Origin of the sequence: Diaphorobacter nitroreducens (assembly GCF_002214645.1) — a bacterium.
GTDB lineage: Bacteria > Pseudomonadota > Gammaproteobacteria > Burkholderiales > Burkholderiaceae_C > Diaphorobacter > Diaphorobacter nitroreducens.
The window spans coordinates 2,218,407-2,245,374 of record NZ_CP016278.1 but is presented as its reverse complement, the minus strand read 5'-3'; the positions used below and the strand labels follow the sequence as shown (position 1 = coordinate 2,245,374).

26 protein-coding genes and 1 pseudogene are annotated in these 26,968 nt (G+C 67.7%); 15 read left to right on the top strand and 12 right to left on the bottom strand.

The annotated features are described in order from the left end of the window. Nucleotides 1–37 precede the first annotated feature (37 nt). From BA022_RS10465 to BA022_RS10455, 3 genes are read right to left on the bottom strand one after another with little or no spacing between them, the layout of a single operon-like run. Nucleotides 38–328 carry a DUF1330 domain-containing protein gene (locus tag BA022_RS10465; RefSeq protein WP_088888590.1) on the bottom strand — a complete coding sequence of 97 codons (291 nt, stop codon included), beginning with the start codon at nucleotides 326–328 and terminating at the stop codon, nucleotides 38–40. 4 nt (nucleotides 329–332) lie between these two features. Further along, nucleotides 333–1,190 carry a 3-deoxy-8-phosphooctulonate synthase gene (gene kdsA, locus BA022_RS10460; RefSeq protein WP_088887467.1) on the bottom strand — a complete coding sequence of 286 codons (858 nt, stop codon included), beginning with the start codon at nucleotides 1,188–1,190 and terminating at the stop codon, nucleotides 333–335. Nucleotides 1,191–1,205: 15 nt separating this feature from the next. Continuing rightward, a complete protein-coding gene (locus BA022_RS10455; RefSeq protein WP_015912646.1) occupies nucleotides 1,206–2,864 on the bottom strand; it encodes a CTP synthase in 1,659 nt (552 codons plus the stop codon). Nucleotides 2,865–2,954: 90 nt separating this feature from the next. Between BA022_RS10455 and coaBC the strand changes: the two genes are divergently transcribed. From coaBC to BA022_RS10440, 3 genes are all read left to right on the top strand, one after another. Then, nucleotides 2,955–4,175, top strand: a complete 1,221-nt coding sequence (coaBC, locus tag BA022_RS10450; RefSeq protein WP_088887466.1) for a bifunctional phosphopantothenoylcysteine decarboxylase/phosphopantothenate--cysteine ligase CoaBC — start codon at nucleotides 2,955–2,957, stop codon at nucleotides 4,173–4,175. 97 nt (nucleotides 4,176–4,272) lie between these two features. Next, nucleotides 4,273–4,719, top strand: coding sequence for a dUTP diphosphatase (gene dut, locus BA022_RS10445; RefSeq protein WP_088887465.1), 447 nt, complete (start codon nucleotides 4,273–4,275; stop codon nucleotides 4,717–4,719). 165 nt (nucleotides 4,720–4,884) lie between these two features. Beyond that, nucleotides 4,885–5,373 carry an outer membrane lipoprotein gene (locus tag BA022_RS10440; RefSeq protein ID WP_088887464.1) on the top strand — a complete coding sequence of 163 codons (489 nt, stop codon included), beginning with the start codon at nucleotides 4,885–4,887 and terminating at the stop codon, nucleotides 5,371–5,373. Between the two features lie 93 nt (nucleotides 5,374–5,466). On the opposite strand, the gene BA022_RS10435 is transcribed toward BA022_RS10440, so the two are convergent. Beyond that, complete coding sequence (locus BA022_RS10435; protein WP_015912650.1) at nucleotides 5,467–5,991, bottom strand: FKBP-type peptidyl-prolyl cis-trans isomerase; 525 nt, start codon at nucleotides 5,989–5,991, stop codon at nucleotides 5,467–5,469. Between the two features lie 53 nt (nucleotides 5,992–6,044). Between BA022_RS10435 and BA022_RS10430 the strand changes: the two genes are divergently transcribed. The 3 genes from BA022_RS10430 (at nucleotide 6,045) to BA022_RS10420 (ending at nucleotide 8,162) form a co-directional block, all read left to right on the top strand. Next, on the top strand, nucleotides 6,045–7,166 hold the full coding sequence (locus tag BA022_RS10430; protein WP_088887463.1) for a cupin domain-containing protein: 1,122 nt from the start codon (nucleotides 6,045–6,047) through the stop codon (nucleotides 7,164–7,166). 23 nt (nucleotides 7,167–7,189) lie between these two features. Then, nucleotides 7,190–7,702: a hypothetical protein gene (locus BA022_RS10425; RefSeq protein WP_088887462.1), complete on the top strand. Its 513-nt coding sequence runs from the start codon at nucleotides 7,190–7,192 to the stop codon at nucleotides 7,700–7,702. Between the two features lie 193 nt (nucleotides 7,703–7,895). Then, on the top strand, nucleotides 7,896–8,162 hold the full coding sequence (locus BA022_RS10420) for a hypothetical protein (protein WP_041835919.1): 267 nt from the start codon (nucleotides 7,896–7,898) through the stop codon (nucleotides 8,160–8,162). Between the two features lie 88 nt (nucleotides 8,163–8,250). On the opposite strand, the gene BA022_RS10415 is transcribed toward BA022_RS10420, so the two are convergent. The 6 genes from BA022_RS10415 to BA022_RS10395 all read right to left on the bottom strand — a co-directional run bounded on the left by BA022_RS10415 (nucleotide 8,251) and on the right by BA022_RS10395 (nucleotide 13,105). Next, nucleotides 8,251–9,033 carry an MBL fold metallo-hydrolase gene (locus BA022_RS10415; RefSeq protein ID WP_088887461.1) on the bottom strand — a complete coding sequence of 261 codons (783 nt, stop codon included), beginning with the start codon at nucleotides 9,031–9,033 and terminating at the stop codon, nucleotides 8,251–8,253. 33 nt (nucleotides 9,034–9,066) lie between these two features. Beyond that, nucleotides 9,067–10,155, bottom strand: a complete 1,089-nt coding sequence (bamC, locus tag BA022_RS10410; protein WP_015912654.1) for an outer membrane protein assembly factor BamC — start codon at nucleotides 10,153–10,155, stop codon at nucleotides 9,067–9,069. Nucleotides 10,156–10,238: 83 nt separating this feature from the next. Beyond that, on the bottom strand, nucleotides 10,239–11,135 hold the full coding sequence (dapA, locus tag BA022_RS10405) for a 4-hydroxy-tetrahydrodipicolinate synthase (RefSeq protein ID WP_011804449.1): 897 nt from the start codon (nucleotides 11,133–11,135) through the stop codon (nucleotides 10,239–10,241). A gap of 34 nt (nucleotides 11,136–11,169) precedes the next feature. Then, entirely contained in the window at nucleotides 11,170–11,754 is a 585-nt protein-coding gene (locus BA022_RS10400) for a class I SAM-dependent methyltransferase (RefSeq protein WP_088887460.1), read from the bottom strand. A gap of 2 nt (nucleotides 11,755–11,756) precedes the next feature. Next, complete coding sequence (locus BA022_RS19560; RefSeq protein WP_011804451.1) at nucleotides 11,757–11,885, bottom strand: hypothetical protein; 129 nt, start codon at nucleotides 11,883–11,885, stop codon at nucleotides 11,757–11,759. Nucleotides 11,886–11,887: 2 nt separating this feature from the next. Then, nucleotides 11,888–13,105, bottom strand: coding sequence for an MFS transporter (locus tag BA022_RS10395; RefSeq protein ID WP_088887459.1), 1,218 nt, complete (start codon nucleotides 13,103–13,105; stop codon nucleotides 11,888–11,890). A gap of 116 nt (nucleotides 13,106–13,221) precedes the next feature. On the opposite strand from BA022_RS10395, the gene BA022_RS10390 reads away from it, so the two are divergent. The 4 genes from BA022_RS10390 (at nucleotide 13,222) to BA022_RS10375 (ending at nucleotide 20,439) form a co-directional block, all read left to right on the top strand. After that, a complete protein-coding gene (locus BA022_RS10390) occupies nucleotides 13,222–15,204 on the top strand; it encodes a DNA topoisomerase IV subunit B (protein WP_088887458.1) in 1,983 nt (660 codons plus the stop codon). Between the two features lie 38 nt (nucleotides 15,205–15,242). Beyond that, nucleotides 15,243–16,121 (top strand): lytic transglycosylase domain-containing protein, encoded by an 879-nt coding sequence (locus tag BA022_RS10385; RefSeq protein ID WP_088887457.1) that lies wholly within the window; start codon nucleotides 15,243–15,245, stop codon nucleotides 16,119–16,121. Beyond that, nucleotides 16,118–18,472 carry a DNA topoisomerase IV subunit A gene (gene parC / locus BA022_RS10380; RefSeq protein WP_088887456.1) on the top strand — a complete coding sequence of 785 codons (2,355 nt, stop codon included), beginning with the start codon at nucleotides 16,118–16,120 and terminating at the stop codon, nucleotides 18,470–18,472. Before BA022_RS10385 ends, parC begins: the two co-directional genes overlap by 4 nt. Nucleotides 18,473–18,663: 191 nt before the next feature. Beyond that, a complete protein-coding gene (locus tag BA022_RS10375; protein WP_088887455.1) occupies nucleotides 18,664–20,439 on the top strand; it encodes a methyl-accepting chemotaxis protein in 1,776 nt (591 codons plus the stop codon). 133 nt (nucleotides 20,440–20,572) lie between these two features. Here BA022_RS10375 and BA022_RS10370 read toward each other — a convergent pair whose 3' ends face one another. Further along, complete coding sequence (locus BA022_RS10370) at nucleotides 20,573–21,031, bottom strand: RidA family protein (RefSeq protein ID WP_015912662.1); 459 nt, start codon at nucleotides 21,029–21,031, stop codon at nucleotides 20,573–20,575. Between the two features lie 142 nt (nucleotides 21,032–21,173). Between BA022_RS10370 and BA022_RS10365 the strand changes: the two genes are divergently transcribed. The 5 genes and pseudogenes from BA022_RS10365 to BA022_RS10345 all read left to right on the top strand — a co-directional run bounded on the left by BA022_RS10365 (nucleotide 21,174) and on the right by BA022_RS10345 (nucleotide 26,539). Then, entirely contained in the window at nucleotides 21,174–23,759 is a 2,586-nt protein-coding gene (locus BA022_RS10365; protein ID WP_418236083.1) for a DNA internalization-related competence protein ComEC/Rec2, read from the top strand. Between the two features lie 48 nt (nucleotides 23,760–23,807). Next, entirely contained in the window at nucleotides 23,808–25,271 is a 1,464-nt protein-coding gene (locus tag BA022_RS10360) for a circularly permuted type 2 ATP-grasp protein (protein ID WP_088887454.1), read from the top strand. 1 nt (nucleotide 25,272) lies between these two features. After that, nucleotides 25,273–25,341, top strand: a pseudogene (locus BA022_RS19650) (alpha-E domain-containing protein); the annotation flags it as partial. An 80-nt stretch (nucleotides 25,342–25,421) separates the two neighbouring features. Then, nucleotides 25,422–25,577 carry an alpha-E domain-containing protein gene (locus BA022_RS19480; protein WP_088887453.1) on the top strand — a complete coding sequence of 52 codons (156 nt, stop codon included), beginning with the start codon at nucleotides 25,422–25,424 and terminating at the stop codon, nucleotides 25,575–25,577. Then, on the top strand, nucleotides 25,571–26,539 hold the full coding sequence (locus BA022_RS10345) for an alpha-E domain-containing protein (protein ID WP_011804459.1): 969 nt from the start codon (nucleotides 25,571–25,573) through the stop codon (nucleotides 26,537–26,539). The genes BA022_RS19480 and BA022_RS10345 overlap by 7 nt, the downstream gene beginning before the upstream one ends. A 33-nt stretch (nucleotides 26,540–26,572) precedes the next feature. Here the strand turns inward: BA022_RS10345 and BA022_RS10340 are convergent, their stop codons facing one another. Further along, nucleotides 26,573–26,950 carry a hypothetical protein gene (locus BA022_RS10340; protein WP_088887452.1) on the bottom strand — a complete coding sequence of 126 codons (378 nt, stop codon included), beginning with the start codon at nucleotides 26,948–26,950 and terminating at the stop codon, nucleotides 26,573–26,575. Nucleotides 26,951–26,968: the final 18 nt, after the last annotated feature.

Genomic DNA, 26,968 nt, shown 5'->3' with positions numbered 1-26,968 from the left:
TTTCCATCAAGCGCTGGCAGCTATCAAATGGGTAGCATCAAAGGCCTTCGACGCACACCAGCCGCATGATGGCCGCGCCCTCGCGCGCCGCACGGGCCTTGCCGTATTCGGGCGAATCGTAGAACGCCTTGGCCGCCTCGAAGCTGGGGAACTTGGCGATCACCACACGCTCGGGCTGCCAGTCGCCCTCCATCACCTCCACCTGGCCGCCACGCACGCAGATCTCGGCGTTGTGCGCCGCGAAGGCGGCGGTGGACCACTTCTTGTATTCCTCGTACTGCGCGGGGTTGGTCACGCGGACGTTGGCGATGATGTAGCCGCTGGGCATGGTGTCAGGCTCCAAAGTTGTTTTCGAGAAAACCGTTCTTCTTGGTCACGTCGTCGAGCGCCACCAGCGTTTCAAGCAACGCGCGCATGTGCTTGAGCGGCACGGCGTTGGGGCCGTCCGACCATGCCTCGGCGGGCTTGGGGTGCGTTTCCATGAACAGGCCCGCCACGCCGACGGCCACGCCGGCACGGGCCAGCACGGGCACCATGTCGCGCGCGCCACCGCTCACGGCGCCCAGGCCGCCGGGCTTCTGTACCGAGTGGGTCACGTCGAACACCACGGGCGCGCCGGAATTGCGCATCTCGGCCAGGCTGGTCATGTCGGCCACGAGGTTGTTGTAGCCAAAGCTCACGCCGCGCTCGCAGGCCAGGAAGCGGTCTTCCGACAGGCCCACCTCGCGCGCGGCGGCGCGGGCCTTGTCGATGACGTTCTTCATGTCCCAGGGCGCAAGGAACTGGCCCTTCTTGATGTTCACCGGCTTGCCGCTTTGCGCCACGGCGCGGATGAAATCCGTCTGGCGGCACAGGAAGGCCGGGGTCTGCAGCACGTCGACCACGCTGGCCACTTCGGCCACGTGCGAGGTTTCGTGCACATCGGTCAGGATGGGCAGCTGCAGCTGGCGGCGCACTTCGTCAAGGATCTTCAAACCGGCATCCAGGCCGACACCGCGCTTGCTGGCGCCGGACGAGCGGTTGGCCTTGTCGAACGAGCCCTTGTAGATCAGCGGGATGCCCAGCGGCGCGCAGGCCTCCTTGAGTTGGCCGGCCACGTCGAGCGACATCTCCAGGCCTTCAATGGAGCAGGTGCCTGCGATCAGGAAGAAGCGATGTTGAAGGCCGACGTTGAATCCGCACAGCTGCATGGGCTTTCCTTCCAATCAGGCTTTCGCCGCTGGCTTCTGGTGTTCCACGGCCGCCTTGATGAATGCGTTGAACAGCGGGTGGCCGCTCCAGGGCGTGGACTTGAACTCGGGGTGGAACTGCACGCCGATGTACCAGGGGTGAACGCTCTTGGGCAGCTCGACGATCTCGGTCAGGTGCTCACGCTGCGTGAGCGCCGAGATCACCAAGCCGGCGGTGCGCAGCTTGTCCAGGTACTGCACGTTGGCCTCGTAGCGGTGGCGGTGGCGCTCGGTCACCACGTCGCCGTAGATGCTGTGGGCCAGCGTGCCCGGCTGCACGTCGGAGGACTGCGCGCCCAGGCGCATGGTGCCGCCCAGGTCGGAGTTGGCATCGCGCGTCTTGATGGTGCCGTCCTCGTCCTTCCACTCGGTGATGAGGGCGATCACGGGGTGCTTGCAGTGTGCGTCGAACTCGGTGGAGTTGGCGCCCGCCAGGCCCGCCACATGGCGCGCATATTCGATGGTGGCCACCTGCATGCCCAGACAGATGCCCAGGTAGGGCACCTTGTGCTCGCGGGCATAGCGGGCGGTGGAGATCTTGCCCTCCACACCGCGGCTGCCGAAGCCGCCGGGCACCAGGATCGCGTCGTACTGCGCCAGCTGTTGCGCGGCGTTGTCGTCGGTGATGGTCTCGGAATCCAGGTGGGTGATCTTCACGCGCACATGGCTTTGCATGCCTGCATGCTTGAGCGCTTCGTTGACGGACTTGTAGGCGTCCGACAGTTCCACGTACTTGCCCACCATGGCGATCTGCACCTCGCCGCGCGGGTGCTCGGTCTCATACACCAGGTCGTCCCAGCGTTTGAGGTTGGCGGGCGGTGTGTTCAGGCGCAGCTTGTCGCAGATCAGTCCGTCCAGGCCCTGCTCGTGCAGCATGCGCGGCACCTTGTAGATGGTGTCCACGTCCCACATGGAGATCACGCCCCATTCGGCCACGTTGGTGAAGAGGGAGATCTTCTCTTTCTCTTCCTCGGGCACGGCGTGCAGCGCGCGGCACAGCAGCGCGTCGGGCTGGATGCCGATCTCGCGCAGCTTCTGCACGGTGTGCTGCGTGGGCTTGGTTTTGAGTTCGCCGGCTGCCGCGATCCACGGCAGATAGGTCAGGTGCACGAAGGCCGAATTGTTCGGGCCCAGCTTCAGCGAGAGCTGGCGCACCGCCTCCAGGAAGGGCAGCGACTCGATGTCGCCCACCGTGCCGCCCACCTCGCAGATGGCCACGTCCACGGCGTCTGGCGTGCCGATGCCGGCGCCGCGCTTGATGAACTCCTGGATTTCATTGGTCACGTGCGGGATCACCTGCACAGTCTTGCCGAGGTAGTCGCCGCGGCGCTCCTTCTCCAGCACGGACTGGTAGATGCGGCCGGTGGTGAAATTGTTGGCCTGCTTCATGCGCGTTTCGATGAAGCGCTCGTAGTGGCCGAGGTCCAGGTCGGTTTCGGCGCCGTCGTCGGTCACGAAGACCTCACCATGCTGGAAGGGCGACATGGTGCCCGGGTCCACGTTGATGTACGGGTCGAGCTTGATGAGGGTGACTTTGAGACCCCGCGATTCGAGGATCGCGGCAAGGGAGGCTGAGGCGATTCCCTTGCCCAGGGAAGACACCACACCGCCGGTGACGAAGACGAATTTGGTCATGTCTTTGATGGTGGTGGGAAATTGGGATTGTAATCAGCCCACTGCTGGGATGCAGGGCAGGGGCCATGCCCTCTGCTAAATTGCGCCCCCATGAACGAACAGTTGGCTGGCAAACACATTGTCCTGGGCTTGAGCGGCGGCGTGGCCTGCTACAAATCGGCGGAACTGTGCCGGCTGCTGGTGAAGGCCGGCGCCACGGTGCAGGTGGTCATGACCGAGGCGGCTGCGCAGTTCATCACGCCCGTGACCATGCAGGCGCTGTCGGGACGCAGCGTCTACACCTCGCAGTGGGACGCGCGCGAGGCGAACAACATGCCCCATATCAACCTGAGCCGCGAGGCGGACGCGATCCTCATTGCGCCGTGCAGCGCGGACTTCATTGCGCGGCTGGTGCAGGGGCGGGCCGACGAGTTATTGAGCCTGCTGTGTCTGGCACGGCCCCGGGATCGGGTGCCGTTGCTGCTGGCGCCCGCCATGAACCGCGAGATGTGGGGCCACCCGGCCACACAGCGCAACCTGGCCCAGGTGGCGCGCGACGGCGCAACGGTGCTGGGCGTGGGCTTTGGTGACCAGGCCTGTGGCGAGACGGGCGACGGCCGCATGCTGGAGGCCGCGGAGATTCTGGAGGAACTGGAGGCCTTCTTCACCCCCCAGTTGCTTACGGGCCAGCACGTGCTGATTACCGCTGGCCCCACCTTCGAGGCCATTGACCCGGTGCGCGGCATCACCAACCTGTCCAGCGGCAAGATGGGCTTTGCGATTGCCCGCGCGGCGCGTGCCGCTGGCGCACAGGTCACATTGGTCGCCGGGCCGGTGCACCTGCCCACCCCGCGCGGCGTGCGCCGCATCGACGTGCGTTCAGCACAAAATATGCTTGCAATCGTTGAGGGGCAAGCGCGAGAAGCTACTATTTTCATAGCTACGGCCGCGGTGGCGGACTGGCGTCCCGCCACTGCTGCGCTGCACAAGATCAAGAAGGACGGCACGGGCGACGTGCCGGCGCTGGAGTTTGTGGAGAACCCCGACATCCTGGCCACGGTGGCGCGCACCGAGCGCGCGCGCGCTGGCCGTCTGTACTGTGTGGGGTTTGCCGCCGAGAGCGAGAACCTGCTGGAGCATGCCAGCGCCAAGCGCGAGCGCAAGGGCGTGCCGTTGCTGGTGGGCAATATCGGCCCGGCCACGTTCGGGCAGGACGACAATGCGCTGCTGCTGGTTGACGCGCAGGGCCATCGTGAACTGCCCCGTGCTTCCAAGGAAGCGCTGGGCCATCAGCTGGTGGCGGAGATCGCGCGGCGCCTTGCCGCCGTTTGAGCGGGTAGGGACGCCCCGGTTGGGCGATGATCGCGGGTTCGGCCCGCGGTGCTGCCGGCGTGACACCGCGCGACCATTCCTTTGAACCTCTGCTCCCATGAAAATCGACGTCAAGATTCTCGACCCCCGCATGGCGGATCAATTGCCAACGTATGCCACGCCCGGCAGCGCGGGGCTGGACCTGCGCGCGTGCCTGGATGCGCCGCTCACGCTGGAGCCCAACGCCTGGCAATTGGTGCCCACGGGCATCGCCATCTACCTTGAGGACCCGGGCTATGCCGCGCTGATCCTGCCGCGCTCGGGGCTGGGCCACAAGCACGGCATCGTGCTGGGCAACCTTGTGGGCCTGATCGACAGCGACTACCAGGGGCAACTCATGGTCAGCGCGTGGAACCGCAGCCCCCAGGCCTTCACCCTGCAGCCCATGGAGCGCCTGGCGCAGTTGGTCATCGTGCCGGTGGTGCAAGCCCAGTTCAACGTGGTGCAGGAGTTTCCGGCCAGCGAGCGCGGTGAGGGCGGCTACGGCTCCACGGGCAAGCACTGAGCGCCAGCGCCGCTGTCGGCCCCTGCCTACATGGCGGATGCGCACTTCACTACGAGGCCCGCCGGGCATGGACGGCAGTGTGGAGGATGCCGCGGTGCTTCAATCTGCCAATGGGTGGCCGCTTTCATGTAGCCATGCTTGCATTGTTGAACCAAGGAGATTTCCATGCGTCCTCATTCCCGCTTCATCGCCTTGGCCGGCTCCACGCTGGTGGCTGGCGCACTGGTTGCTTGCGCCGAACAGCCGCGCTACTCTGACTACCATCCGACGCCCGGCTACACCAGCCAACCGGCGCCGGGATACACCAACCAGCAAGGTACCGAGTACGGCACCGTGGCCTACATCGAGGGACTGCAGGCGCGCAACCGCACCTCCGGCGCTGGCGCGATCCTGGGTGCCGTCGTGGGCGGCGTGCTGGGCAATCAAATTGGCTCGGGCTCCGGCCGCACGGCGGCTACCGCCATCGGGGCCGTGGGTGGCGCGGTGGCGGGCAACGCTATCGAAGGCCGCAATAACACCGGCGATTACGAGGCCTATCGCATCACGGTGAACCTGGACCGGGGCGGCCAGCGGGTGTACGAAGTGCCGTCGCCAGGCGATTTGCGCACCGGCGACCGCGTGCGGCTGTATGGCGGACAGATATCGCGCATGTAAGACGATTGACGCGCCGATGGCTTCGCCGCGCACACACAACGGGCTCCCGAGGGGAGCCCGTCTTTTGGGGCTGTGTGTCGAAAAATGCGTGGTTCAGTGGATCAGGTCGCTGCCCGGCGCCTGCGGCTGAATGCGGAAGAACCCCGTACCCGCTGTGCCACGGCCGATTTCTTCCTCCGTGGCTTCGCGCACCGCGTGCACCTTGAGCTGCAGCCGCAGTGCGATGCCTGCCAGCGGATGGTTGCCGTCCAGCACCACGTGCTCAGGGTAGATCTGCGCCACGGTGTACAGCGCGTCGCGCGGTGCATCGGGGTTGACGCCTTGGGGCAAAGCCGTTCCCTCGAACGTCATGCCTTCTTCGATATCCGCGGGAAACAGTTGGCGGGGCTCCAGGAAGAGCAGCTTGTCCTGGTAGTCCCCAAAAGCTTCCTCGGGCTCCAGGTGCAGCGAGAGTTCGGCGCCGACGCCATGGCCCTGCAGGGCCTGGTCGATGCGGCCCAGCAGGTCGTCTCCCCCCACGAGGAATTCCACGGGATCGTCGAGCACATCCAGTTCCTCGCCCAGCGTGTCTTTCAAGACCCAGGTCAAGGCGACCACACATTGTTCGGTAATTTCCATAGGAGAATTGTCGCAGTTCACTGCCCTGCCGCGCGCGCGGCCATTTTGATTCCATGGACGTTCAACAACCGCTGGCCCTGCTCGGGGGCCTGAGCCCGGCGCAGTTCATGCGCCGCCACTGGCACAAGAAGCCGCTGCTGGTGCGCCAGGCCATCCCCGGCTTCAAGCCGCTGCTGAGCCGCGCCGAACTGCTGGAGCTGGCCGGGCAGGACGGTGTGGAGTCGCGCTTCATCCAGGACAAGGCCGGCCAATGGGTGCTGCGCCATGGGCCGTTGGCACGCCGCTCCCTGCCGTCCCTGGCCACGCCGCGCTGGACCGCGCTGGTGCAAGGCGTGGATCTGCACAACGATGCCGTGCATGCGCTGCTGCAGCAGTTCCGTTTCGTGCCGGAGGCGCGGCTTGATGACCTGATGATCAGCTACGCCACCGACGGCGGAGGTGTGGGGCCGCATTTCGACAACTACGACGTCTTCCTGCTGCAGGCCCACGGGCGGCGGCGCTGGCGCATCGGCCGGCAAAAGGACAAGACGCTGCGCCCCGGGTTGCCGCTGAAGATCCTGGCGGCTTTCGAGCCCGAAGAAGAGCATGTGCTCGAGCCCGGCGACATGCTCTACCTGCCCCCGGGCTGGGCCCACGATGGCATTGCCGAGGGGGAATGCATGACCTATTCCATCGGCTTTCGCTCGCCCAATGGTGCCCAGTTGGCGCATGAGGTGCTGCAGCGCATGGCGGAGGCGGCGGCCGACGAGGAGGGGGCCATCTACCGTGACGCACAGCAGTCCGCTGTTGCGAACCCGGGAGCCATCCCGGCCGCGTTGCAAGACTTCGCACGCAAGGCGGTGCAGCGCGCGTTGCAGCAGCCTCAGGCGCTGGAGTGCGCACTGGGCGAGGCTCTGACCGAACCCAAGCCCAACGTGTGGTTCGCGCCGTCTCCGGCGGGCATGCTGGAGAGCGTGGTGCTGGACCGGCGCACGCGCATGATGTATGACGACAGGCATGTTTTCATCAACGGCGAAAGCTATCGCGCGGCCGGTCGCGATGCGGTACTGATGCGTCGCTTGGCCGACGAGCGTCTCCTGGGCTCGCGGGACCTCGCGCGGGCGAGCGATGAAGCATTGGAACTGCTGTCCGCCTGGTGCGAGGCAGGCTGGGCCCATGCGGGCGCGCAGGCCTGACGCGTCGCCGCCGGAGATAAACCATGGAAGACGCCATCTCGCACGCACAGCCATCGCTGCCCGCTGGCCGGTTTGAAGGGCGGGTGGCATTTCAGCAACTGGTGCGCGATGCCCTGGCATGCGCTGCGCGCGAAGGTTGGCCCGAACTCATCCTATCGGACGCCAGCTTCCACGATTGGCCGTTGGGGGAGCGCTCCGTGGCCAATTCCCTGCAGGACTGGGCGCGGGCGGGGCGGCGCTTCGTGCTGGTGGCGGCGGGGTTCGATGAAATCGTGCGGCGGCACGCGCGCTTTGTGCAGTGGCGCGTGCGCTGGGACCACATCATTGTCTGCCGCAAGGCGTCCGTCGCAGATCCGCAGGATGTGCCCAGTGCACTGTGGTCGCCGCTGTGGGCGCTACAACGGCACGACCCGGTGCGGTGCAACGGCGTCGCCGGCGCCGAGCCGGAGCGCCGCATCATCCTGCGCGAATCGCTGCAGGAGTGGGTAGACCGCAAGAGCACTCCTGGATTCCCTGCATCCGTACTTGGCCTGTGACGGATTCACCCTCTTTGTAACAAGGGTAGCCAGTTATTCGTGTTATCCACTATTGACGAAATCTTTCTATAATTTCGAACTGGTTTTGCCCCCGGCGTTTGCTTCGCAAAGCGTAGCGCCACTGCCTGACTGGCCGTGTGGATGGCGGCGTTGGGCTGTTTGATAACAATCGTTCCCCTTGATAGGACACCAAATGAAGAACTCCGTCGTTCTGGCTGCTTTGATCGCTGCTGCCGCTCTCGCCGCCTGCGGCAAGAAGGAAGAGCCCGCACCTGCTCCCGCTCCTGTGGAAGCTCCTGCTCCCGCACCGGCTGTTGAGCCCGCACCTGCTCCCGCGCCCGCAGCGTCTGTCGAGGCACCTGCTGCTGCCGCTACCGACGCAGCTTCCGATGCCGCCAAGGCGGCTGCTGATGCTGCTGCTGCCGCCGCTACCGGCGCTGCCGCTTCCGAAGCCAAGTAAGAACACCCTGATGCCGGGCCCCTCCAGGGGCCGGGCTTGCTGCAAACCCCGTACCGCAAGGTCGGGGTTTTCTTTTTTGGGCAATGGCTCAGTAGCTGGCCTCGATCCAGGGAGTGCCCTCGCGCGGATCGGCCACTACGATGTCACTTGCATGCCACCCCACAGCTTGCGCCAGAGCGGATTGCGCGAGATCCGGTCGGTTGTTGTGTGCGCTCAGGTGTGCAGCCACCACGTGTCGCAGATTCGGGTGATGTACGGCGTGCAGGATGTCCGCGCTGACATGGTTGGGAAGGTGCCCACGCGGACCTGCGATGCGCCGTTTCAGGAACACGGGATAGTCGCCCGACGCCAGAAGGTCGGCGTCGTGGTTGGCTTCGAGCAGCAGCGCGTGACAACCCTGCAGCCGTTCCACCACCGTTTCTGCCGCATGGCCCAGGTCGGTCAGTAGGCCGATGTGCGTCGCGCCATCGCTGCAGCGCAAGTGCAATGGTTCACGTGCGTCATGCGGCACGCTGAAAGGATGTGCGCAAAAGCTGCCCATATCGACGGGTACGCCATCGCACGCCACATGCAGCAGGCCGTCAAGGTCGGGTGACCCTAGGGCGCCGTAGGTGCCCTCGCTCATCCAAACGGGGATGCGTTCGCGCAGGGCGAGCTTCAGCACGCAGCCCACATGATCGGAATGCTCATGCGTGATGAAGACGGCATCCAACTGCGCCGGGGCCGTACCGGCAGCCTCCAGGCGCCATTGCAGTTGCCGGATGCCCAGCCCGCAATCCACGAGCAGGCGCCGGGTATGCGCGCCGCTGCGCCCTTCAACCAGCGTGGCGTTGCCGGTGCTGCCGCTGGCCAGATTGCGAAAGCGCAGCATCGTGTAGGCGCAAGCGGCGCGGCGCCGCCCCTTTTACTTCAGATCATCCGCGAGCACGCGCACGATGCGCTGCGCATTGGCGGAGGTCTCGGGCGCGCCTGCGGCGTTGAGCACAGACACGGTGCTTCGGTTGCCCTCGCTGCGCACAACGATGCGGTACTTCAGCGGCGGCACCGCGTCGGGCGAGCGGCTGAACAGCTTGCTGAAGAAGCCTTGCTCCTTCTTCTCGGTCGGGGCGACGTAGCGTACGAAGTACACGCCCTGGCTGCGGTCTCGGTCCTCCACGGTGAAGCCGGTGCGGTCCAGCGACACGCCCACGCGGCGCCACGCGCGGTCGAAGCCTTCATCAAGCTGCACCACCGGCACGTTGTCCACCGTGGCCATGCGCGCGGACGGGGCGGAGGGTACGGGCGCTGCGGCGGCGGCCTTGGATTGCTCCTCGCTCACACCCAGCTTGACCATCAGCCGGCGCAGGAATTCGGTTTCCAGTTCCGGATCGGCCGGGCGGGGCTGCCAGACGGTGTTGTCCTTCTGGGTGTTGGTGTAGACCTCCACCATGCCGCGGTGGCTGATGTAGATCTCCGTGCCGCCGCTGGCGTTGCGCTCCAGGCGGGTCCGGAACTTGTCGCGTTCGCCCGTGGAATACAGCGAATCGAAGACCTTGCCAATCGTGGAGCGGATGATGTCCTGCGGCAGCTTGGCGCGGTTTTCGGCCCAGTCGGTCTCCAGCAGGCCGAGCTTGGGTTGTTCCAGCACGTACACGAAGCCGTTTTCGATCCAGAAGTCACGCACCGGGTCCCACAGTTGGTCGGCAGGGCGGTCCACCACCAGCCATCGTTGGTTGCCGTCGCGCTCGATGCGTACGTCTCCAATGGACTTCGGGGCTGCGCTCGCCGCGCCGCGGGGCTGTTGCGCCTGGCCGGCTTCGAAAGCGGCAGCAGACACGACGCCGCCAGGCACCGTGTAGCGTGTGTCGCGCGAGAGCTGCGTCAGGTCCGGAGGCACCTCCAGGGTTGCCCCCTTGGTGGCGCTTTTGTAATCGATCTTGTCGTTCTCCAGCACGGAGCAGGCGGACAGGGTCACGGCAAGGCCCAGCAGGCCCAAACGGGTGGTAGCGTTCACGCGAAAATCCTCATTGATCCAGATTCGGCCGGGAGCGTTCCAAATACGCTGCAAGCTGGCAACAGGCTGGGTGAAATTAGAGCTTAGAGCAGCCCCGCGGCGCGCAGGGCGGCCTCGACCACGGCTTCGTTGCCCTGGCTCAGGGGCGTCATGGGCAGGCGCAGAGCGCCGCCGCACAGGCCCATGCGCTGCACAGCCCACTTCACGGGGATGGGGTTGGCCTCGACGAACAGTTGCTTGTGCACGGGCATCAGGCGGAACTGGATCTCCATGGCACGGCGGGTGTCGCCGGCCAGCGCGGCTACGCATAGCTCGTGCATCAGGCGGGGCGCCACGTTGGCCGTCACGCTGATGTTGCCCTGGCCGCCGCACAGCATGAGCGCCACGGCCGTGGGGTCATCGCCGGAATACACGGCAAAGCCCTTGGGCACGTCGCGGATGAGCCATTGCGCGCGTTCGATGTTGCCTGTGGCTTCCTTGATGCCCACGATGCCGGGCACCTGCGTGAGGCGCAGCACGGTTTCGTGCTGCATGTCCGCCACCGACCGGCCGGGCACGTTGTACAGCACCATCGGCAGGTCGCCCACGGCCTCGGCGATCGCCTTGAAGTGGCGGTACTGGCCTTCCTGCGTGGGCTTGTTGTAATAGGGCACGACCTGCAACTGGCTGTCGGCGCCGACCTTCTTGGCGAACCTGGCCAGCTCGATGGCCTCGGCCGTGGAATTGGCGCCGCAGCCCGCCATGATGGGCACGCGCTTGGCGGCCTGTTCCACGGACACGCGAATGATTTCGCAGTGCTCCTCCACGTTCACCGTGGGCGATTCGCCGGTCGTGCCCACCACGCCGATGCAGTCGGTGCCTTCTGCGATGTGCCAGTCGATGAGTTTGCGCAGCGCGGGGTAGTCCACACTGCCGTCGTCATGCATGGGCGTGACGAGGGCGACGATGCTGCCGGTCAGGGGGGCGCTGGGAGAAGTCATGTCCGCGTTCAAAAACGGTAAAAAGACATTCTAACTAGACGGGGCCCTGCAGCGGCGCGCGCAGCGGCGCGCGCAGAGGCTCGTCCATGGACGGCGCAGGCCGCACGGCGGCGATGCGCTGCACGAAGCGCGCGGGCGCATCGAGGAAGCCTTCCTCGTAAGCCACGATGCGCAGGTCCCGGCAGGCCTGCAGCAGTTCGCCCGGCCTCAGCAGGAATTCGGCCCGTGCGGGCCGGCCGACAGTTTCGTTGCCCACGGCGAAGGTCTCATAGAGCAGCACGCCACCGGGCGCCACGCTGTCCACGATGGTGGGCAGCAAAGGACGCCACAGGTAATTGGTGACCACCAGGCCGGCAAAGCGCTGCCCGGGCAGGGGCCAGGGGCCAGCCTCGATATCCGCAACGATCGTTGCGCCCCATGGTGCTATGCTTTCGATAGCTTCTGGCGCTTTATCTATGCCCGTTACCGGGTGTTTTCTTTCATGGAACCAGCGCATGTGACGGCCGTGACCGCAAGCCACGTCCAGCACACTGCCGCCCGCAGGCACCAGGTGGGACCAGCGCTGTATCCATTCCGAGGCCGCGGGCAGCGGCGCATGGGCGGTGCCGTGCGGGGCCATCGTCAGAAGCAGGCCCAGATCTGGTCCGCCAGCGTCAGCATGAAGTCGGGCTGCAGGTACAGCGCGAACACCCCCAGCAGCACCGCGAGCAGCGCAGCTGCGACGATCGACCGCTTGTACAGCGTGCGCATGGTCAGGCCGCCTGAGGGGTGGCGCGCACGATGGCGCCCTCGCGTACGGGCAGGTTCACCAGGCCGGCGAGGATGCCCAACACAATCGCCAGGTACCACACGATGTCGTAGCTGCCCGTGCGGTCATACAGATAGCCGCCCAGCCACACGCCCAGGAAGCTGCCGATCTGGTGGCTGAAGAACACGAAGCCGCTGAGCATGGACAGGTGCTGCACCCCGAAGATCTGCGCAACGGTGGCATTGGTGGGGGGCACCGTGGACAGCCACAGTGCGCCGATCACGGCCGAGAACACGTAGACCGACAGCGGCGACAGCGGCACCAGCAGGAAGATGGTGATGGCCACGGCACGGGCGAAATAGATGAACGCCAGGATGTGGCGCTTCGGGATCCGTTGGCCCAGCGAGCCCGCGATATAGGTGCCGAACACGTTGAACAGCCCGATCAGCGCCAGCGCATAGCTGGCCACCTGGGGCGTGAGGCCCTGGTCGCGCAGATAGCTGGGCATGTGCACACCGATGAACACCACCTGGAAGCCGCACACGAAGTAGCCGGCGGTGAGCAGCAGGAAGCTGCGGTAGCGCAGCGCCTCGGCAAAGGCCTCGCCCACGGATTGGGTACGTTTGATGGGGGCGCTGCCATGAAAGCCCGGCTCGCGCAGGCCGAAGGCCAGCGGAACGATCAGGATCACCATGGCCGAGAGCACCAGCAGGGCCTCTTGCCAGCCCAGGCGCAGGATCAGTTGCCCCTCCAGCGGCACCATGAGGAACTGGCCGAACGAGCCCGCCGCAGCGGCCACGCCCATGGCCCAGGAGCGCTTGTCGGCCGGGATCTGCCGGCCCAGCACCCCGTAGATGATGGCGTAGGTGGTGCCCGCCTGTGCAGCGCCGATCAGCACGCCCGTGGTCAGCGAAAACAGCAGCGGCGTGGGAGATAGCGCCATGCCGGCCAGGCCCATGGCGTAGAGCACTGCTCCGCCGATCAGCACGCGGAAGGCGCCCAGGCGGTCGGCCAGCATGCCGCCAAAGATGCCGAACAGACCCCAGGACAGGTTCTGAATGGCCATGGCCAGGGCAAAGGTCTGGCGTGTCCAGCCCATGTCCTGGGTGATGGGCTGCAGCCACAGGCCGAAGCCGTGCCGGATGCCCATGGACAGAGTGACGATGGCGGCGCCGCAGATCAGCACCTGGGCCATGGACAGTTTTCGGGTTGCGTCGTGCATCCGGCGAATGTAGCGAAAACCCGTGTCGCCTGCTTGGCGCCCCCCTGTGCGGCACGCTGGCGGGGCAAGAAAGTGTCACCATCCTGGTTTTATATCCAGCACTACAATCCGCCGCCATGGCAGTCAAACCCGCATCCACCTCCGCCAGCGACTACTCCGAAGGCTCGATCCGCGTCCTCAAGGGACTGGAGCCCGTCAAGCAGCGGCCGGGCATGTACACCCGCACCGACAACCCCCTGCACATCATCCAGGAGGTGCTGGACAACGCGGCCGACGAGGCACTGGCGGGCTTTGGCAAGAAGATCAAGGTGACCTTGCACACCGACGGCTCGGTGAGCGTGGAGGACGACGGCCGAGGCATTCCGTTCGGCCTGCATCCCGAGGAGAACGCACCGGTCGTGGAACTGGTGTTCACCCGCCTGCACGCGGGCGGCAAGTTCGACAAGGGCAAGGGCGGGGCCTACAGCTTCTCGGGCGGCCTGCATGGTGTGGGCGTAAGCGTCACCAACGCCCTGGCCACCCGGCTGGAGGTGGCCACCCACCGCGAGGGCCAGGTGGCGCGCCTGGTGTTTGCGGGCGGCGACGTGACCGAGCCGCTGGCGGCGCGCCCGCTGCAGGCGGGCGAGCGCAAGCAGGGCACCACTGTGCGCGTCTGGCCCGACGCCAAATACTTTGAGTCCAGCAACCTTCCGATGGGCGAGCTGACGCACCTGCTGCGCAGCAAGGCGGTGCTCATGCCCGGCGTCACGGTGCAGCTGGTCAATGAAAAGACGCGCGACACCCAGACCTGGCAGTACAAGGGCGGCCTGCGCGACTACCTGGCGCAGACGCTGAGCGCTGACCCGGTGATCCCGCTGTTCGAGGGCGAGGGCTTCGCCGACCGCCACAACGAGAGCTTTGCCGAGGGCGAGGGCGCCGCATGGTGTGTGGCCTTCACCGAGGAAGGCCAGCCGGTGCGCGAGAGCTACGTGAACCTGATCCCCACCAGCGCCGGCGGCACCCATGAAAGCGGCCTGCGTGACGGCCTGTTCAACGCGGTCAAGAGTTTCATCGAACTGCACTCGCTCCTGCCCAAGGGCGTGAAGCTGCTGCCCGAGGACGTGTTTGCGCGCGCCAGCTATGTGCTGGCGGCCAAGGTGCTGGACCCGCAGTTCCAGGGGCAGATCAAGGAGCGGCTGAACTCGCGCGACGCCGTGCGGCTGGTGTCCAGCTTCGTGCGCCCGGCGCTGGAGCTGTGGCTGAACCAGCATGTGGAATACGGCAAGAAGCTGGCAGAGCTGGCCATCAAGGCCGCGCAAACGCGGCAAAAGGCTGGCCAGAAGGTCGAAAAGCGCAAGGGCTCGGGCGTGGCGGTGCTGCCCGGCAAGCTCACCGACTGCGAAAGCCGCGACCTGGCCTACAACGAGGTCTTCCTGGTCGAGGGCGACTCGGCCGGCGGCAGTGCCAAGATGGGCCGCGACAAGGAAAGCCAGGCCATCCTGCCGCTGCGCGGCAAAGTGCTCAACACCTGGGAGGTCGACCGCGACCGCCTGTTTGCCAACACCGAGGTGCATGACATCTCGGTAGCCATCGGCGTGGACCCGCACGGCCCGAGCGACACCCCTGACCTGTCCGGCCTGCGCTACGGCAAGATCTGCATCCTTTCGGACGCGGACGTGGACGGCTCGCACATCCAGGTGCTGCTGCTCACGCTGTTCTTCCGCCACTTCCCCAAGCTCATCGAGGCCGGCCATATCTTTGTCGCCCGGCCACCGCTGTTTCGCGTGGACGTGCCGGCGCGCGGCAAGAAGCCCGCGGCCAAGGTGTATGCGCTGGATGAATCCGAGCTGGAAAGCATCCTCGACAAGTGCGCCAAGGACGGCGTGCCGCGCGAGAAATGCCAGATCAGCCGCTTCAAGGGCCTGGGCGAAATGAACGCCGAGCAGCTGTGGGAGACCACGCTCAACCCCGACACGCGCCGCCTGCTGCCGGTGCAGTTGGGCACATTCGACTTCACCGCCACCGAGGGCCTGATCACCAAGCTCATGGGCAAGGGCGAGGCCGCCGCGCGCCGCGAGCTCATGGAGCTGCACGGCGACCTGGTGGATGTGGACATCTGACGAAGGCACTCGCCATGACTGCGCGCCTGGGATACCGTATGCGTAACAGCCTTTTGGGGCTTTTGCGCACGGCTGGCATGTGCTGCGCGCTCCTTTTTTTGCAGCAAACCGCGCATGCGGACCTGTGGGCCTTCGTGGACGAGCGCGGCGTGACGCATTTCGCCGCGCAGCAGCTGGACGAGCGTTACGCGCTGTTCTTTCGCGGCAACGACTTCGACTCCGAGCGCGACGGCTCCAACACCGGACGTCAGGGTGCGGCCGATGTCTCCACCGGGCCGGCCAGTCCCTCGGGGGCGCGGCTGCTGGCCTTCTTCGAGGTGTCGCACGACTACAAGCTCGTGCGCCAGCACCTGCGCTCGGCGTCGGCGCGCCATGGCGTGGACTACGCGCTGCTGCAGGCGGTGATCGCCACCGAGTCGGGTTTCAACACCCGTGCGGTTTCGCCGCGCGGCGCCGTGGGGCTGATGCAGCTCATGCCCGCCACCGCCAGCCGCTTCGGTGTGAGCGGCGACGCCAGGCGCTCGGTGGAGCAAAAGCTGGTGGACCCCGCCACCAACGTGGCCGCGGGCACGCGCTACCTGCGCTACCTCATGGATCTCTTCGAGGGCCGCCTGGACTTGGCGCTGGCAGCCTACAACGCGGGCGAGGGTGCCGTGCAGCGCGCCGGCAACCGCGTTCCCGCCTACCGCGAGACGCGCAACTACGTACAGAGTGTGATGGGCCTGTATGCGCTGCTCAAGCCGCCGCTACCGACGCGCGGTCAGCGCGCGAACCCCGGGCGCGTGCGCATGGAACTGCCCGCCACGCCCCATTCCCTATCCGATGCCGGTGAGCGCGGCGACGCGCAGCGCATGTCCACGCCTGCGCCCACGCGCCTGGCCCGGCAGTCATCGACCGAGTCTGTCTTCACTGAATGAGCGACCAACCCACTCTCGACTTCTCCGCGCCCGCCGACCACGGCGACAGCCTGGAACTGGCCGGCTATGCCCAGCGCGCCTATCTGGAATACGCCCTCTCGGTCGTCAAGGGCCGCGCGCTGCCCGACGTGTGCGACGGCCTCAAGCCCGTGCAGCGGCGCATCCTCTACGCCATGGACCGCATGGGCCTGGGCTACAGCGGGCCAAACCGCAACGTGGCGGCCAAGCCCGTCAAAAGCGCCCGCGTGGTGGGCGACGTGCTGGGCCGCTTTCACCCGCATGGCGACCAGTCGGCCTACGACGCACTGGTGCGCTTGGCGCAGGACTTCAACCAGCGCTACCCGCTGATCGACGGCCAGGGCAACTTCGGCAGCCGCGATGGCGACGGCGCGGCGGCCATGCGCTACACCGAGGCGCGCCTGACCCGCATCGCCGGCCTGCTGCTGGACGAGATCGACATGGGCACGGTGGATTTCGTGCCCAACTACGACGGCAGCACGCAGGAGCCACGCCAGCTGCCCGCGCGGTTGCCGTTCGCGCTGCTCAACGGCGCCAGCGGCATCGCCGTGGGCCTGGCCACCGAGATCCCCAGCCACAACCTGCGCGAGGTGGCCGACGCCTGCGTGGCCTTGGTCAAGAAGCCGCAGCTGAGCGACGAGGAGCTGTTCGCGCTGGTCCCCGGCCCTGACTACCCGGGCGGCGGCCAGATCATCAGCAGTGATGCGGACATCCAGGACGCCTACCGCACGGGCCGCGGCAGCCTCAAGGTGCGCGCGCGCTGGAAGATCGAGGACCTGGCGCGCGGCCAGTGGCAGATGGTGGTGACCGAGCTGCCGCCGGGCGTCTCCGCGCAGAAGGTGCTGGAGGAGATCGAGGAACTCACCAACCCCAAGGTCAAGACCGGCAAGAAGGCACTCACGCAGGAGCAGACGCAGCTCAAGGCTGCCTTGCTGGCACTGCTGGACGGCGTGCGCGACGAGTCCAGCAAGGACGCGCCGGTGCGCCTGGTCATCGAACCCAAGACCGGCAAGGTGCCGCAGCAGGACCTCATCACCGCGCTGCTGGCGCACACCAGCCTGGAGACCTCCGCGCCCATCAACCTGACCATGGTGGGGCTGGATGGCCGGCCCGTGCAGAAGTCGCTGCGCGAGATGCTGCAGGAGTGGATCGACTTCCGCCAGACCACCATCACGCGGCGCAGCCAGCACCGGCTGGACAAGGTGCTGGACCGCATCCACATCCTGGAGGGGCGGCAGCTGGTGCTGCTGAACATCGACGAGGTGATCGCCATCATCCGCCAGGCCGACGAGCCGAAGGCGGCGCTGATCGCGCGCTTTCACCTGTCGGACCGCCAGGCCGAGGACATTCTGGAAATCCGCCTGCGCCAACTGGCGCGGCTGGAAGCCATCAAGATCGAGCAGGAGCTGAAAGAGCTGCGCGACGAGCAGGGCAAGCTGGAGGACATCCTCGCCAACCCCGCCTCGCTGCGCCGCCTGATGGTCAAGGAGATCGAGGCAGACGCCAAGCTGTTCGGCGACGCGCGCCGCACGCTGATCCAAGCCGAAAAGAAGGCCGTGGCCGAGGTCAAGGTGCTGGACGAACCCGTCACCGTGGTGGTGTCCGAAAAGGGCTGGGTGCGTGCGCGCCAGGGCCACGGGCACGAGGCGGGCAGCTTCGCCTTCAAGTCGGGCGACGGCCTGTACGGCACCTTTGAGTGCCGCACGGTGGACACGCTCATCGTCTTCGGCAGCAACGGGCGGGTGTACTCGGTGGCCGTGTCCAGCCTGCCGGGCGGGCGTGGCGACGGCCAGCCCATCACCACGCTGATCGAGCTGGAGGCCGGCACGCAGCCGGTGCACTACTTCGCCGGACCGGCCAACGCAGCGCTGCTGCTTGCGGGCTCGGGCGGCTATGGTTTCCTGTCCACCGTGGAGCACATGACCGCACGCAACCGTGGCGGCAAGGCCTTTGTGAACCTGGGTGAGGGCGAACGCCTGTGCCGCCCCTCGCATGCGGCGTTCACCAGCGGCAGCCAGCCGCTGGCGCCCGCCACCCATGTGTGCTGCGCATCCGTGGGTGGGCGAGTGCTCACGTTTGAGATCGCCGAACTCAAGCTCATGGAAAAGGGCGGCCGCGGGCTGATGCTCATCGACCTGGAGCCCAAGGACCAACTGGCCGGCGCGGCGGCCTACACGCGCAGCGTGCGCTTCGTGGGCGTGGGCCGCGGCGGCAAGCCGCGCGAGGAGCAGCTGGAGATCCGCTCGCTCAACAACGCGCGCGCAGTGCGCGGGCGCAAGGGCAAGGCGGCCGACCTGGGTTTCAAGCCGTCCGACGTGCTGCGCGTAGAGTGATTCAAAAACAATAGCTGGTCGCGCTTGCTGTTACAAGCTTTTACGGATAAAAGCCGTTGAAGTTACGGCGTAGAAAGCGCGAGAAGCTATTTTTTGATAGCGATAGTATGTCGCGTGGGCGGCGGGGCTTCTTTGTTGCGTTTGGTAGCATTCTCGCAACCCCGCCATAACGAATTCCAGGAGCCCACCCCATGAGATCGCTGCGCATTTCCCACAAACTCTGGCTCGCCGTGGGCTGCATCGTGCTGGCCCAACTGACCGTCGTGGGCGTGGCTGGTGTGCGCTCTGCCAGGGCGCAGGCCGAATCCGACGCCTTGAGCCGCGAGATGACGCAGCGCGTGCAGACGGCCACACGCTGGGCCGGCCTGACCGAGACCAATGCGGCCCGCACGCTGGCGCTGGTGCTCAGCACCGATGCCGTGGTGGAGCAGGCGTTCAAGGGCGACATTGCCGCCACCTCGGCGCGCATCAGCGAATTGCAAAAGGGGCTGGAAGCCATGGCCCTCACGCCCGCCGACCGCGAGCAGATGGGGCGCATCGCCACCGCGCGCAAGGCCATGATCGATCTGCGCAACCAGGCCCGCCAGCTCAAGGACGCCGGCAGCCATGACGAGGCGGTGCGCCTGGCGCAGCAGTCCTACGTGCCCGCCGTGGCCACCTACCTGGGCACGCTGCAGGAATTCGTGCGCATGCAGGAGCAGACCGCCCAGGCGCGCCAGGCAGAGATGGCCGCCACGCGCATGCTCACGGTGAAGCTGGCGGCCGCGGCCGCAGCCATGATGCTCGCGGCCATCGTGCTGGGGGCGTATTTCCTGATCCGCAGCATCCAGCGCCCGCTGGCCGAGGCCAACGCGCTCGCGGCGCGCGTGGCGGACGGCGACCTGCGCGAGCAGGCGGTGGATGTGCAGCGTGGCGATGAATTTGGCGAGCTGCTGCGCTCGCTGGCCGGCATGCGCGACTCGCTGGCGCGCATGGTGCAGGAGGTGCGCCACACCACCGACAGCATTGCCGTGGCCAGCGCGCAGATCGCCACCGGCAACCAGGACCTGTCCGCGCGCACCGAATCCACCTCCAGCAACCTGCAGCAAACCGCCGCGGCCATGGAGGAGTTCACCAGCACCGTCCAGCACAGCGCGGCGACGGCGGGCCAGGCCAGCCAGCTGGCCGGCGGCGCGAGCGACGTGGCGCGCCGCGGCGGCAGCGTGGTGGGAGAGGTGGTGTCCACCATGGACGACATCCAGCACAGCAGCCGCAAGATCGCCGACATCATCGGCGTCATCGACGGGATCGCCTTCCAGACCAACATCCTGGCGCTGAATGCGGCCGTGGAGGCGGCGCGTGCGGGCGAGCAGGGCCGGGGCTTTGCGGTGGTGGCGGGCGAAGTGCGCAACCTGGCGCAGCGCTCGGCATCGGCCGCCAAGGAGATCAAGGACCTGATCAGCGACTCGGTGGGCCGCGTGGAAAGCGGCTCGCGCCTGGTGCACAGCGCCGGCTCCACCATGCAAGAGGTGGTGCAGTCGGTGCAGCGCGTGGCCGACATGATGGGCGAGATCACCGCCGCCGCCACCGAGCAAAGTGCGGGCATCTCGCAGGTAAACCAGGCCGTGGGTCAACTGGACCAGATGACGCAACAGAACGCGGCGCTGGTGGAGGAGAGCGCCGCCGCGGCGCAAAGCCTGCGCGAGCAGGCCGATCACCTCACGCGCGTGGTGGCAGCATTCCGCATCGATGGCGCGGTAGCTGCTGTGCCGTCAGCCGCACGCCCCGTGCCGGCTGCTCCACAGGCACGTCCCATGCCGGTGGCACCTGTGGGCAAGGCACCCGCCGCGCCCCGCGCGGCGGCAGCGCCGGCACGGGCGCCGGCGCAGCGTGTGGCGGCCCCCCTGCGTGCGGCTGCTGCACCTGCCGCCGCCGCACGGCCTGCGGCACTGGCCCAAGGTGGTGAGGACGACTGGGAGTCCTTCTGATCCGCGTGCGGTCGCACGCCTTTCGCTGACGGGGCGCCTTGCTTGCCACGCGGGCGCGCGGGGCTGGCTCCTTCACCTTCCGCATGCCGCGACGAGCGCACGCGGGAGGCTGGGAAAGAACGCGGTGCGCGGCTCAGGCCAGCTCGGCGATCAACTCGATCTCCACGCAGGCACCCATGGGGATCTGTGCCACCCCAAAGGCGCTGCGCGCGTGCTTGCCCTTGTCGCCGAACACTTCGCCCAGCAGTTCGCTGGCGCCGTTGGTCACCAGGTGCTGCTCGGTGTAGTCGCCCGTGGAGTTCACCAGGCTCATCACCTTCACGATGCGCTGCACGCGGTTCAGGTCGCCGCCGGTGGCCGCATGCAGCGTGCCCAGCAGGTCGACGGCCACGGCGCGCGCGGCGGCCTTGCCTTCCTCGGTGGTGATGTCGCGGCCGAACTGCGCGGCCCAGGGCTTGCCGTCCTTGCGGGCGATGTGGCCGCTCAGGAACACCAGGTTGCCGGTCTGCACATAGGGCACGTAGGCGGCGGCGGGCACGGCCACGGGGGGCAGGGTGATGTTGAGTTCCTTCAGCTTGTCGTAAACGCTCATGGCAATCCTTGAAAACGAGGGCGGGCGCGGCACGGCCCGGGACACGCGCCCACGGCCGCCGATGCGGCGTGGGACCGGGCGAGTGTTGCACATCGCCACGCCGGCGGAGCGTTCACCGCGTGCGTTCGCATAGCATGCGGCCATGGACCAGTGGGCGCCCGAAGGGCCACAGCACCAGCAGGGAGGGAGCACCGCCGCGCGGGTGGCGACGGCGTCCGCTCGCGTGCCGGTCGCTCGCGTGCCTGTGGTGCGGTCCTGGCATCTGCCCATGGCGCTGGCTTCGGGGGTGGTGGGCGTGGCGCTGCAACTGCAGCAGCCTGCGCTGTGGCCCTGGCCGTCCTATGCGGGGTTGATGGTTGGCGCGTTGCTGGCGGCCGGGGCGCTCGCCTGGTGGGCCGGTGTGCGCGGCCCGCGCCGCTGGCACGGCAGCGGCGTGGCGATTCTGGCCGCGGTGCTGATGTACGGGCTGTGCGGTATGCGCGCTGCGGTCTTCCTGGAGCAGTCTCTGGCGCCGGCGCTGGAGGGGCGTGATCTGCGCGTAACGGGCGTGGTTGCCGCCATGCCGCAGCCGCGCGAGACCGGGTTGCGCCTGCGGCTGGAAGTGGAGGCGGCGCAACTGGACGGTGCGACCGTGCGCGTGCCGCCGCTCATCGACCTGACCTGGTATGCCGGCGGGCTGGGTGATGAGTCAGGCGCGGACAGTCCACCGCCCGCTGTGCGCGCCGGTGAACGCTGGCGCCTGACCGTGCGCCTGAAGGCGCCGCACGGCGGGCGCAATCCGAACGGCTTCGATTACGAGCTGTGGCTGTGGGAGCAAGGGGTGCAGGCCACGGGCTACGTGCGTACCAGCGCGCGGCTGGATGCGCTGCACGGCCCGCCTGAGCGGCTGGGCGCCACCTGGCGCCACCCCGTAGAGCAACTGCGCCAGCGGGTGCGCGACGCCATCGTGCGCACGCTGGTGGACCCTGCGCAGGATGCAGCCCGCCAGCGTGCGGCCGGGGTGGTGGCGGCGCTGGTCACGGGCGACCAGCGCGCCATCGAGCGGGCGGACTGGGATGTGTTCCGCGCCACGGGCGTGGCCCACCTCATGAGCATCTCGGGGCTGCACATCACGCTGTTTGCCTGGCTTGCGGCCGCACTGCTGGACCGGGCCTGGCGCCGCTCGCAACGCCTGTGCCTGGCCGTGCCCGCGCCCACGGCGGCGTTGGTGGGCGGTGTGCTGCTGGCCGCTGCCTATGCGCTCTTCAGCGGATGGGGCGTGCCCGCGCAGCGCACGGTGTGCATGTTGGCCACGGTGGCGCTGCTGCGCCTGTCGGGGCGGCGCTGGCCCTGGCCGCAGGTGTGGCTGCTGGCCTGCGCGGTGGTGCTGGCGGTCGATCCGTGGGCGCTACTGCAGCCGGGCTTCTGGCTGAGCTTTGTGGCCGTGGCTGTGCTGTTTGCTACCGATTTGGGAGCTGCTAGCGCTTATCCCGTAGGCGTTGCAGGCCGTTTTTATGCATTGCTGCGTGAACAGTGGGTGGTGACGCTGGCGCTCACGCCCCTCACGCTATTGCTGTTCGGGCAGGTTTCGCTGGTGGGGCTGCTGGCCAATCTGGTGGCGATTCCGTGGACCACGCTGGTGGTCACGCCGCTGGCGCTGCTGGGGGTGCTGTGGGCGCCGCTGTGGCAGGCGGCGGCGTGGTGCGTGCAGGCGTTGTCGGTGTTGCTGCAGTGGCTGGCAGCCTGGCCCTGGGCGCAGGTCGCTCTGCCCATGGCCCCGCTGTGGGCCGGCGCGGCAGCCGTGACCGGCGGCGTATTGCTGGCGCTGCGCCTGCCGTGGGGCGTACGTGCCCTGGGCCTTGCGCTGCTGCTGCCGGCGCTGTGGTGGCAGTCCGCGCGCCCGCAGCCGGGGCAGTTCGAGCTGCTGGCCGCCGACGTGGGCCAGGGCCAGGCCGTGCTGGTGCGCACGGCGCGCCATGCGCTGCTGTACGACGCCGGCCCGCGCTACCACCAGGACAGCGACGCGGGCGAGCGCGTGCTGGTGCCCCTCCTGCGCGCGCTGGGCGAACGGCTGGACCTGCTGGTATTGAGCCACCGCGATACCGACCACACCGGCGGCGCCGCGGCAGTGCTGGCGCAACAGCCGCAGGCACGCCTGCTGGGGTCGATTGAGGCCGACCATGCACTGCAGGCCCTGCGGCCCGCCGAGCCTTGCCTGGCGGGCCAGCACTGGAACTGGGACGGCGTGCTTTTCGAAGTGCTGCACCCGCCGCGCGATGCGGGCGATGGGCCGGGCGCCCGTGCGCCGAAGTCCAATGCCACGAGCTGTGTGCTGCGCATCGCAGCCGCGGGGACCAGTGACAAGACCGGCGGTGCGGTGGCCCTGCTGGTGGGCGACATCGAGCGCGCGCAGGAACAGGCGCTGGTAGGTGGCGGTGCCGCGCTGGTGGCAGACCTGCTGCTGGTGCCGCACCATGGCAGCAAGAGCTCGTCCAGCGCGCCATTCCTGGATGCCGTGCAGCCGCGCACCGCGCTGGTGCAGGCCGGCTACCGCAACCGCTTCGGCCACCCCGCGCCCGACGTGGCGGCGCGCTACCAGCAGCGCGGCGTCTTGCTCGTGCAGTCGCCGCCCTGCGGTGCGGCGCGTTGGGTATCCGATGCGCCGCTGGCCGTGCACTGTGAACGAGAGGCCACGCGGCGCTACTGGCACCACCGCGTGCCCGAGGCGTCACTTTTGCCGCAGCCGTAGCGTTGCCCGGCCTGCAACTTGCTATCCTGGGTGCAGGAGGCACGCCGCATGCAGCAGTTCGACGAGATGTACACCGTGCTGCCCTTCGGGGGCAGCGACGTGCGGGCGCACTACCGGCATTACGGCCAGTGGCTGGCGCAGCAGCCGGCCGACGCCATGCAGGCCCGCCGCGCGCAGGCCGAGGTGATCTTCCGCCGCGTGGGCATCACCTTCGCCGTGTATGGCGACAAGGACGAGGAGGGCGCCGGGACCGAGCGGCTGATCCCCTTCGACCTGATTCCGCGCATCATCCCCGCGCAGGAATGGCGCCGCATGCGGCGCGGCCTGGTGCAGCGCGTCACGGCGCTCAACCGCTTCATCCACGACATCTACCACGGCCAGGACATCCTGCGCGCAGGCATCGTGCCTGCCGACCTGATCCTGGCCAATGCGCAGTTCCGTCCCGAGATGGTGGGCCTGGACGTCCCGCAGGACGTGTACGCGCACATCGCGGGCATCGACCTCGTGCGCGCGCCGGGCGCGGATGGCGAGGGCATCCACTATGTGCTGGAGGACAACCTGCGCGTGCCGTCCGGCGTGTCATACATGCTGGAAAACCGCAAGATGATGATGCGGCTGTTTCCCGAGCTGTTTGCGCTGCACAAGGTGGCCCCCGTGGCGCACTATCCCGACCTGCTGCTGGACACGCTGCGTGCCAGCGCGCCGGCCTGGAGCAGCGCCGACCCCACCGTGGTGGTGCTCACGCCCGGCATGCACAACAGCGCCTATTTCGAGCACGCCTTCCTCGCGCAGCAGATGGGCGTGGAGCTGGTCGAAGGCCAGGACCTGGTCGTCAAGGACAACGTCGTCTACATGCGCACCACGCGCGGCCTGCAGCGCGTGCATGTCATCTACCGGCGCGTGGATGACGACTTCCTCGACCCACAGGTGTTCCGGCCCACCTCCACACTGGGCTGCGCGGGGCTCATGCAGGCCTACCGCGCGGGCAACGTGGCCATCTGCAACGCCGTGGGTACGGGCATTGCGGACGACAAGTCGGTGTACCCGTACGTGCCCGAGATGATCCGCTTTTACCTGGGCGAGCAGCCCATCCTGGCCAACGTGCCCACCTGGATGTGCCGCCGCCCTGAAGACCTGCAGTACGTGCTGGGGCATCTGCCGGAGCTGGTGGTCAAGGAAGTGCACGGCGCGGGCGGCTACGGCATGCTCATCGGACCCGCGGCCACGCGCGCCGAGATCGAGGCCTTCCGCGCCGCGCTCCTCGCCAATCCCGCGGGCTACATCGCCCAGCCCACGCTCTCGCTCTCGACCTGTCCCACCTACGTGGATGCGGGCATCGCGCCGCGCCACATCGATCTGCGGCCCTTCGTGCTCAGTGGACAAAAAGTGCAGATGGTGGCCGGCGGGCTCACGCGCGTGGCGCTCAAGGAGGGCTCGCTCGTCGTCAACTCGTCGCAGGGCGGCGGCACGAAGGACACCTGGGTGCTGGGGGATGAGGATGGAGGTCAATGAGATGCTGAGCCGCACTGCCGATCACCTGTTCTGGATGTCCCGCTACACCGAGCGGGCAGACAGGCCCGCCGCAGGCGGGCTTGCGCCACAACACAGCGGGCGCGCGCAGCGCGTGCGGGGTTTGCTGCCCGCCCAAGCCGAGGAGGCCACATGCTGAGCCGCACTGCCGATCACCTGTTCTGGATGTCCCGCTACACCGAGCGGGCAGACAGGTCCGCCGCAGGCGGGCTTGCGCCACAACACAGCGGGCGCGCGCAGCGCGTGCGGGGTTTGCTGCCCGCCCAAGCCGAGGAGGCCACATGCTGAGCCGCACTGCCGATCACCTGTTCTGGATGTCCCGTTACACCGAGCGGGCAGAAAACACCGCCCGCATGCTCAACGTCAGCTACGAGACCTCCCTGCTGCCGCAGTCCGATGCCCAGGCGCAGGAGGGCTGGCGCGGGCTGCTGTCGATCAGTGAGCTGATTCCCGCCTACACCGCGCGGCAGGGCGCGATCACGGCCACGGGTGTGCTGCGGTTCATGGTGTGCGACGAGGGCAACCCGTCGTCCATCGCCGCGTGCCTGCGCGCGGCGCGCGAGAACGCGCGCGCCGTGCGCGGTGCCCTCACCACGGAGGTGTGGGAGACGCTGAACCAGACCTGGCTGGAGCTGTCACGCCAGCTGCGCGAGGGGGCCTTCGAGCGCGACCCCGGGCAGTTCTTCGAATGGGTCAAGTACCGCTCGCACCTGTCGCGTGGGGTCACGCTGGGCACCATGCTGCAGGACGAGGCGTTTCACTTCCTGCGCCTGGGCACCTTCCTGGAGCGCGCCGACAACACGGCGCGGCTGCTGGACGTGAAGTTCCATGCGGTGCAGAGCGATTTCCATGGGTTGGCGGGTGATGCCCGCCGTTCCACGCCCGAGGCCGACTTCTACCACTGGAGCGCCATCCTGCGCAGCGTTTCGGCGTTTGAGGTCTACCGCAAGGTGTACCGCGACGTGATCACGCCCGAGCGCGTGGCCGACCTGCTCATGCTGCGGCGGGACATGCCGCGTTCGCTGCATGCCAGCATGCACGAGGTGGTGGACAACCTGGCCGCCGTCGCGCATGAGCATTCGGGGGAGACCGAGCGGCGGGCCGGACGCCTGCTGTCCGATCTGCGTTACGGCCGCATCGACGAAATCCTGGCCACCGGCCTGCATGCCTACCTTACGCAGTTCCTGGACCGCGTGAACGAACTCGGCGGCTGCATCAGCAGGGACTTTCTCGCGCCCGCGGCGGACTGACCGGCACTTCCGGGCCCGGGCTCCGGGGGGTGTTTATTGGCCCTGTGCCATCTGGCGGCTCTGGGCGTCTTGCGCGCAGTTCGCGCGCGCGCCCTGGCGGGCAGGGGGCACCAGGCCGTACTGGGCCAGCACGCTGGCCTCCAGCTCGCCCGACTCGCGCGCGCATTGCAGTTCGGCAATCACTTCAGCGCGTGTGCGGCCGACAGCGTTGGTACGGTCGTGCGTGGAATGGGGCATGGTGGCCACCTGCGTCTGTGCCGCCGGGGGCGCGGGGGCGTGCTGCGGCACCTGGGCCAGCGCGCCCGTGGTGGCGGTGCCGGCCAGCGCCAGTACGGCACTGGCGATGGCGCCGCGCAGCAAGGGGCGGCGCGTGGAAGGGACCTGCGAGGTCAGCGTATGCAAGGCGTTCATGAGGGCTCCTGTGGGGAC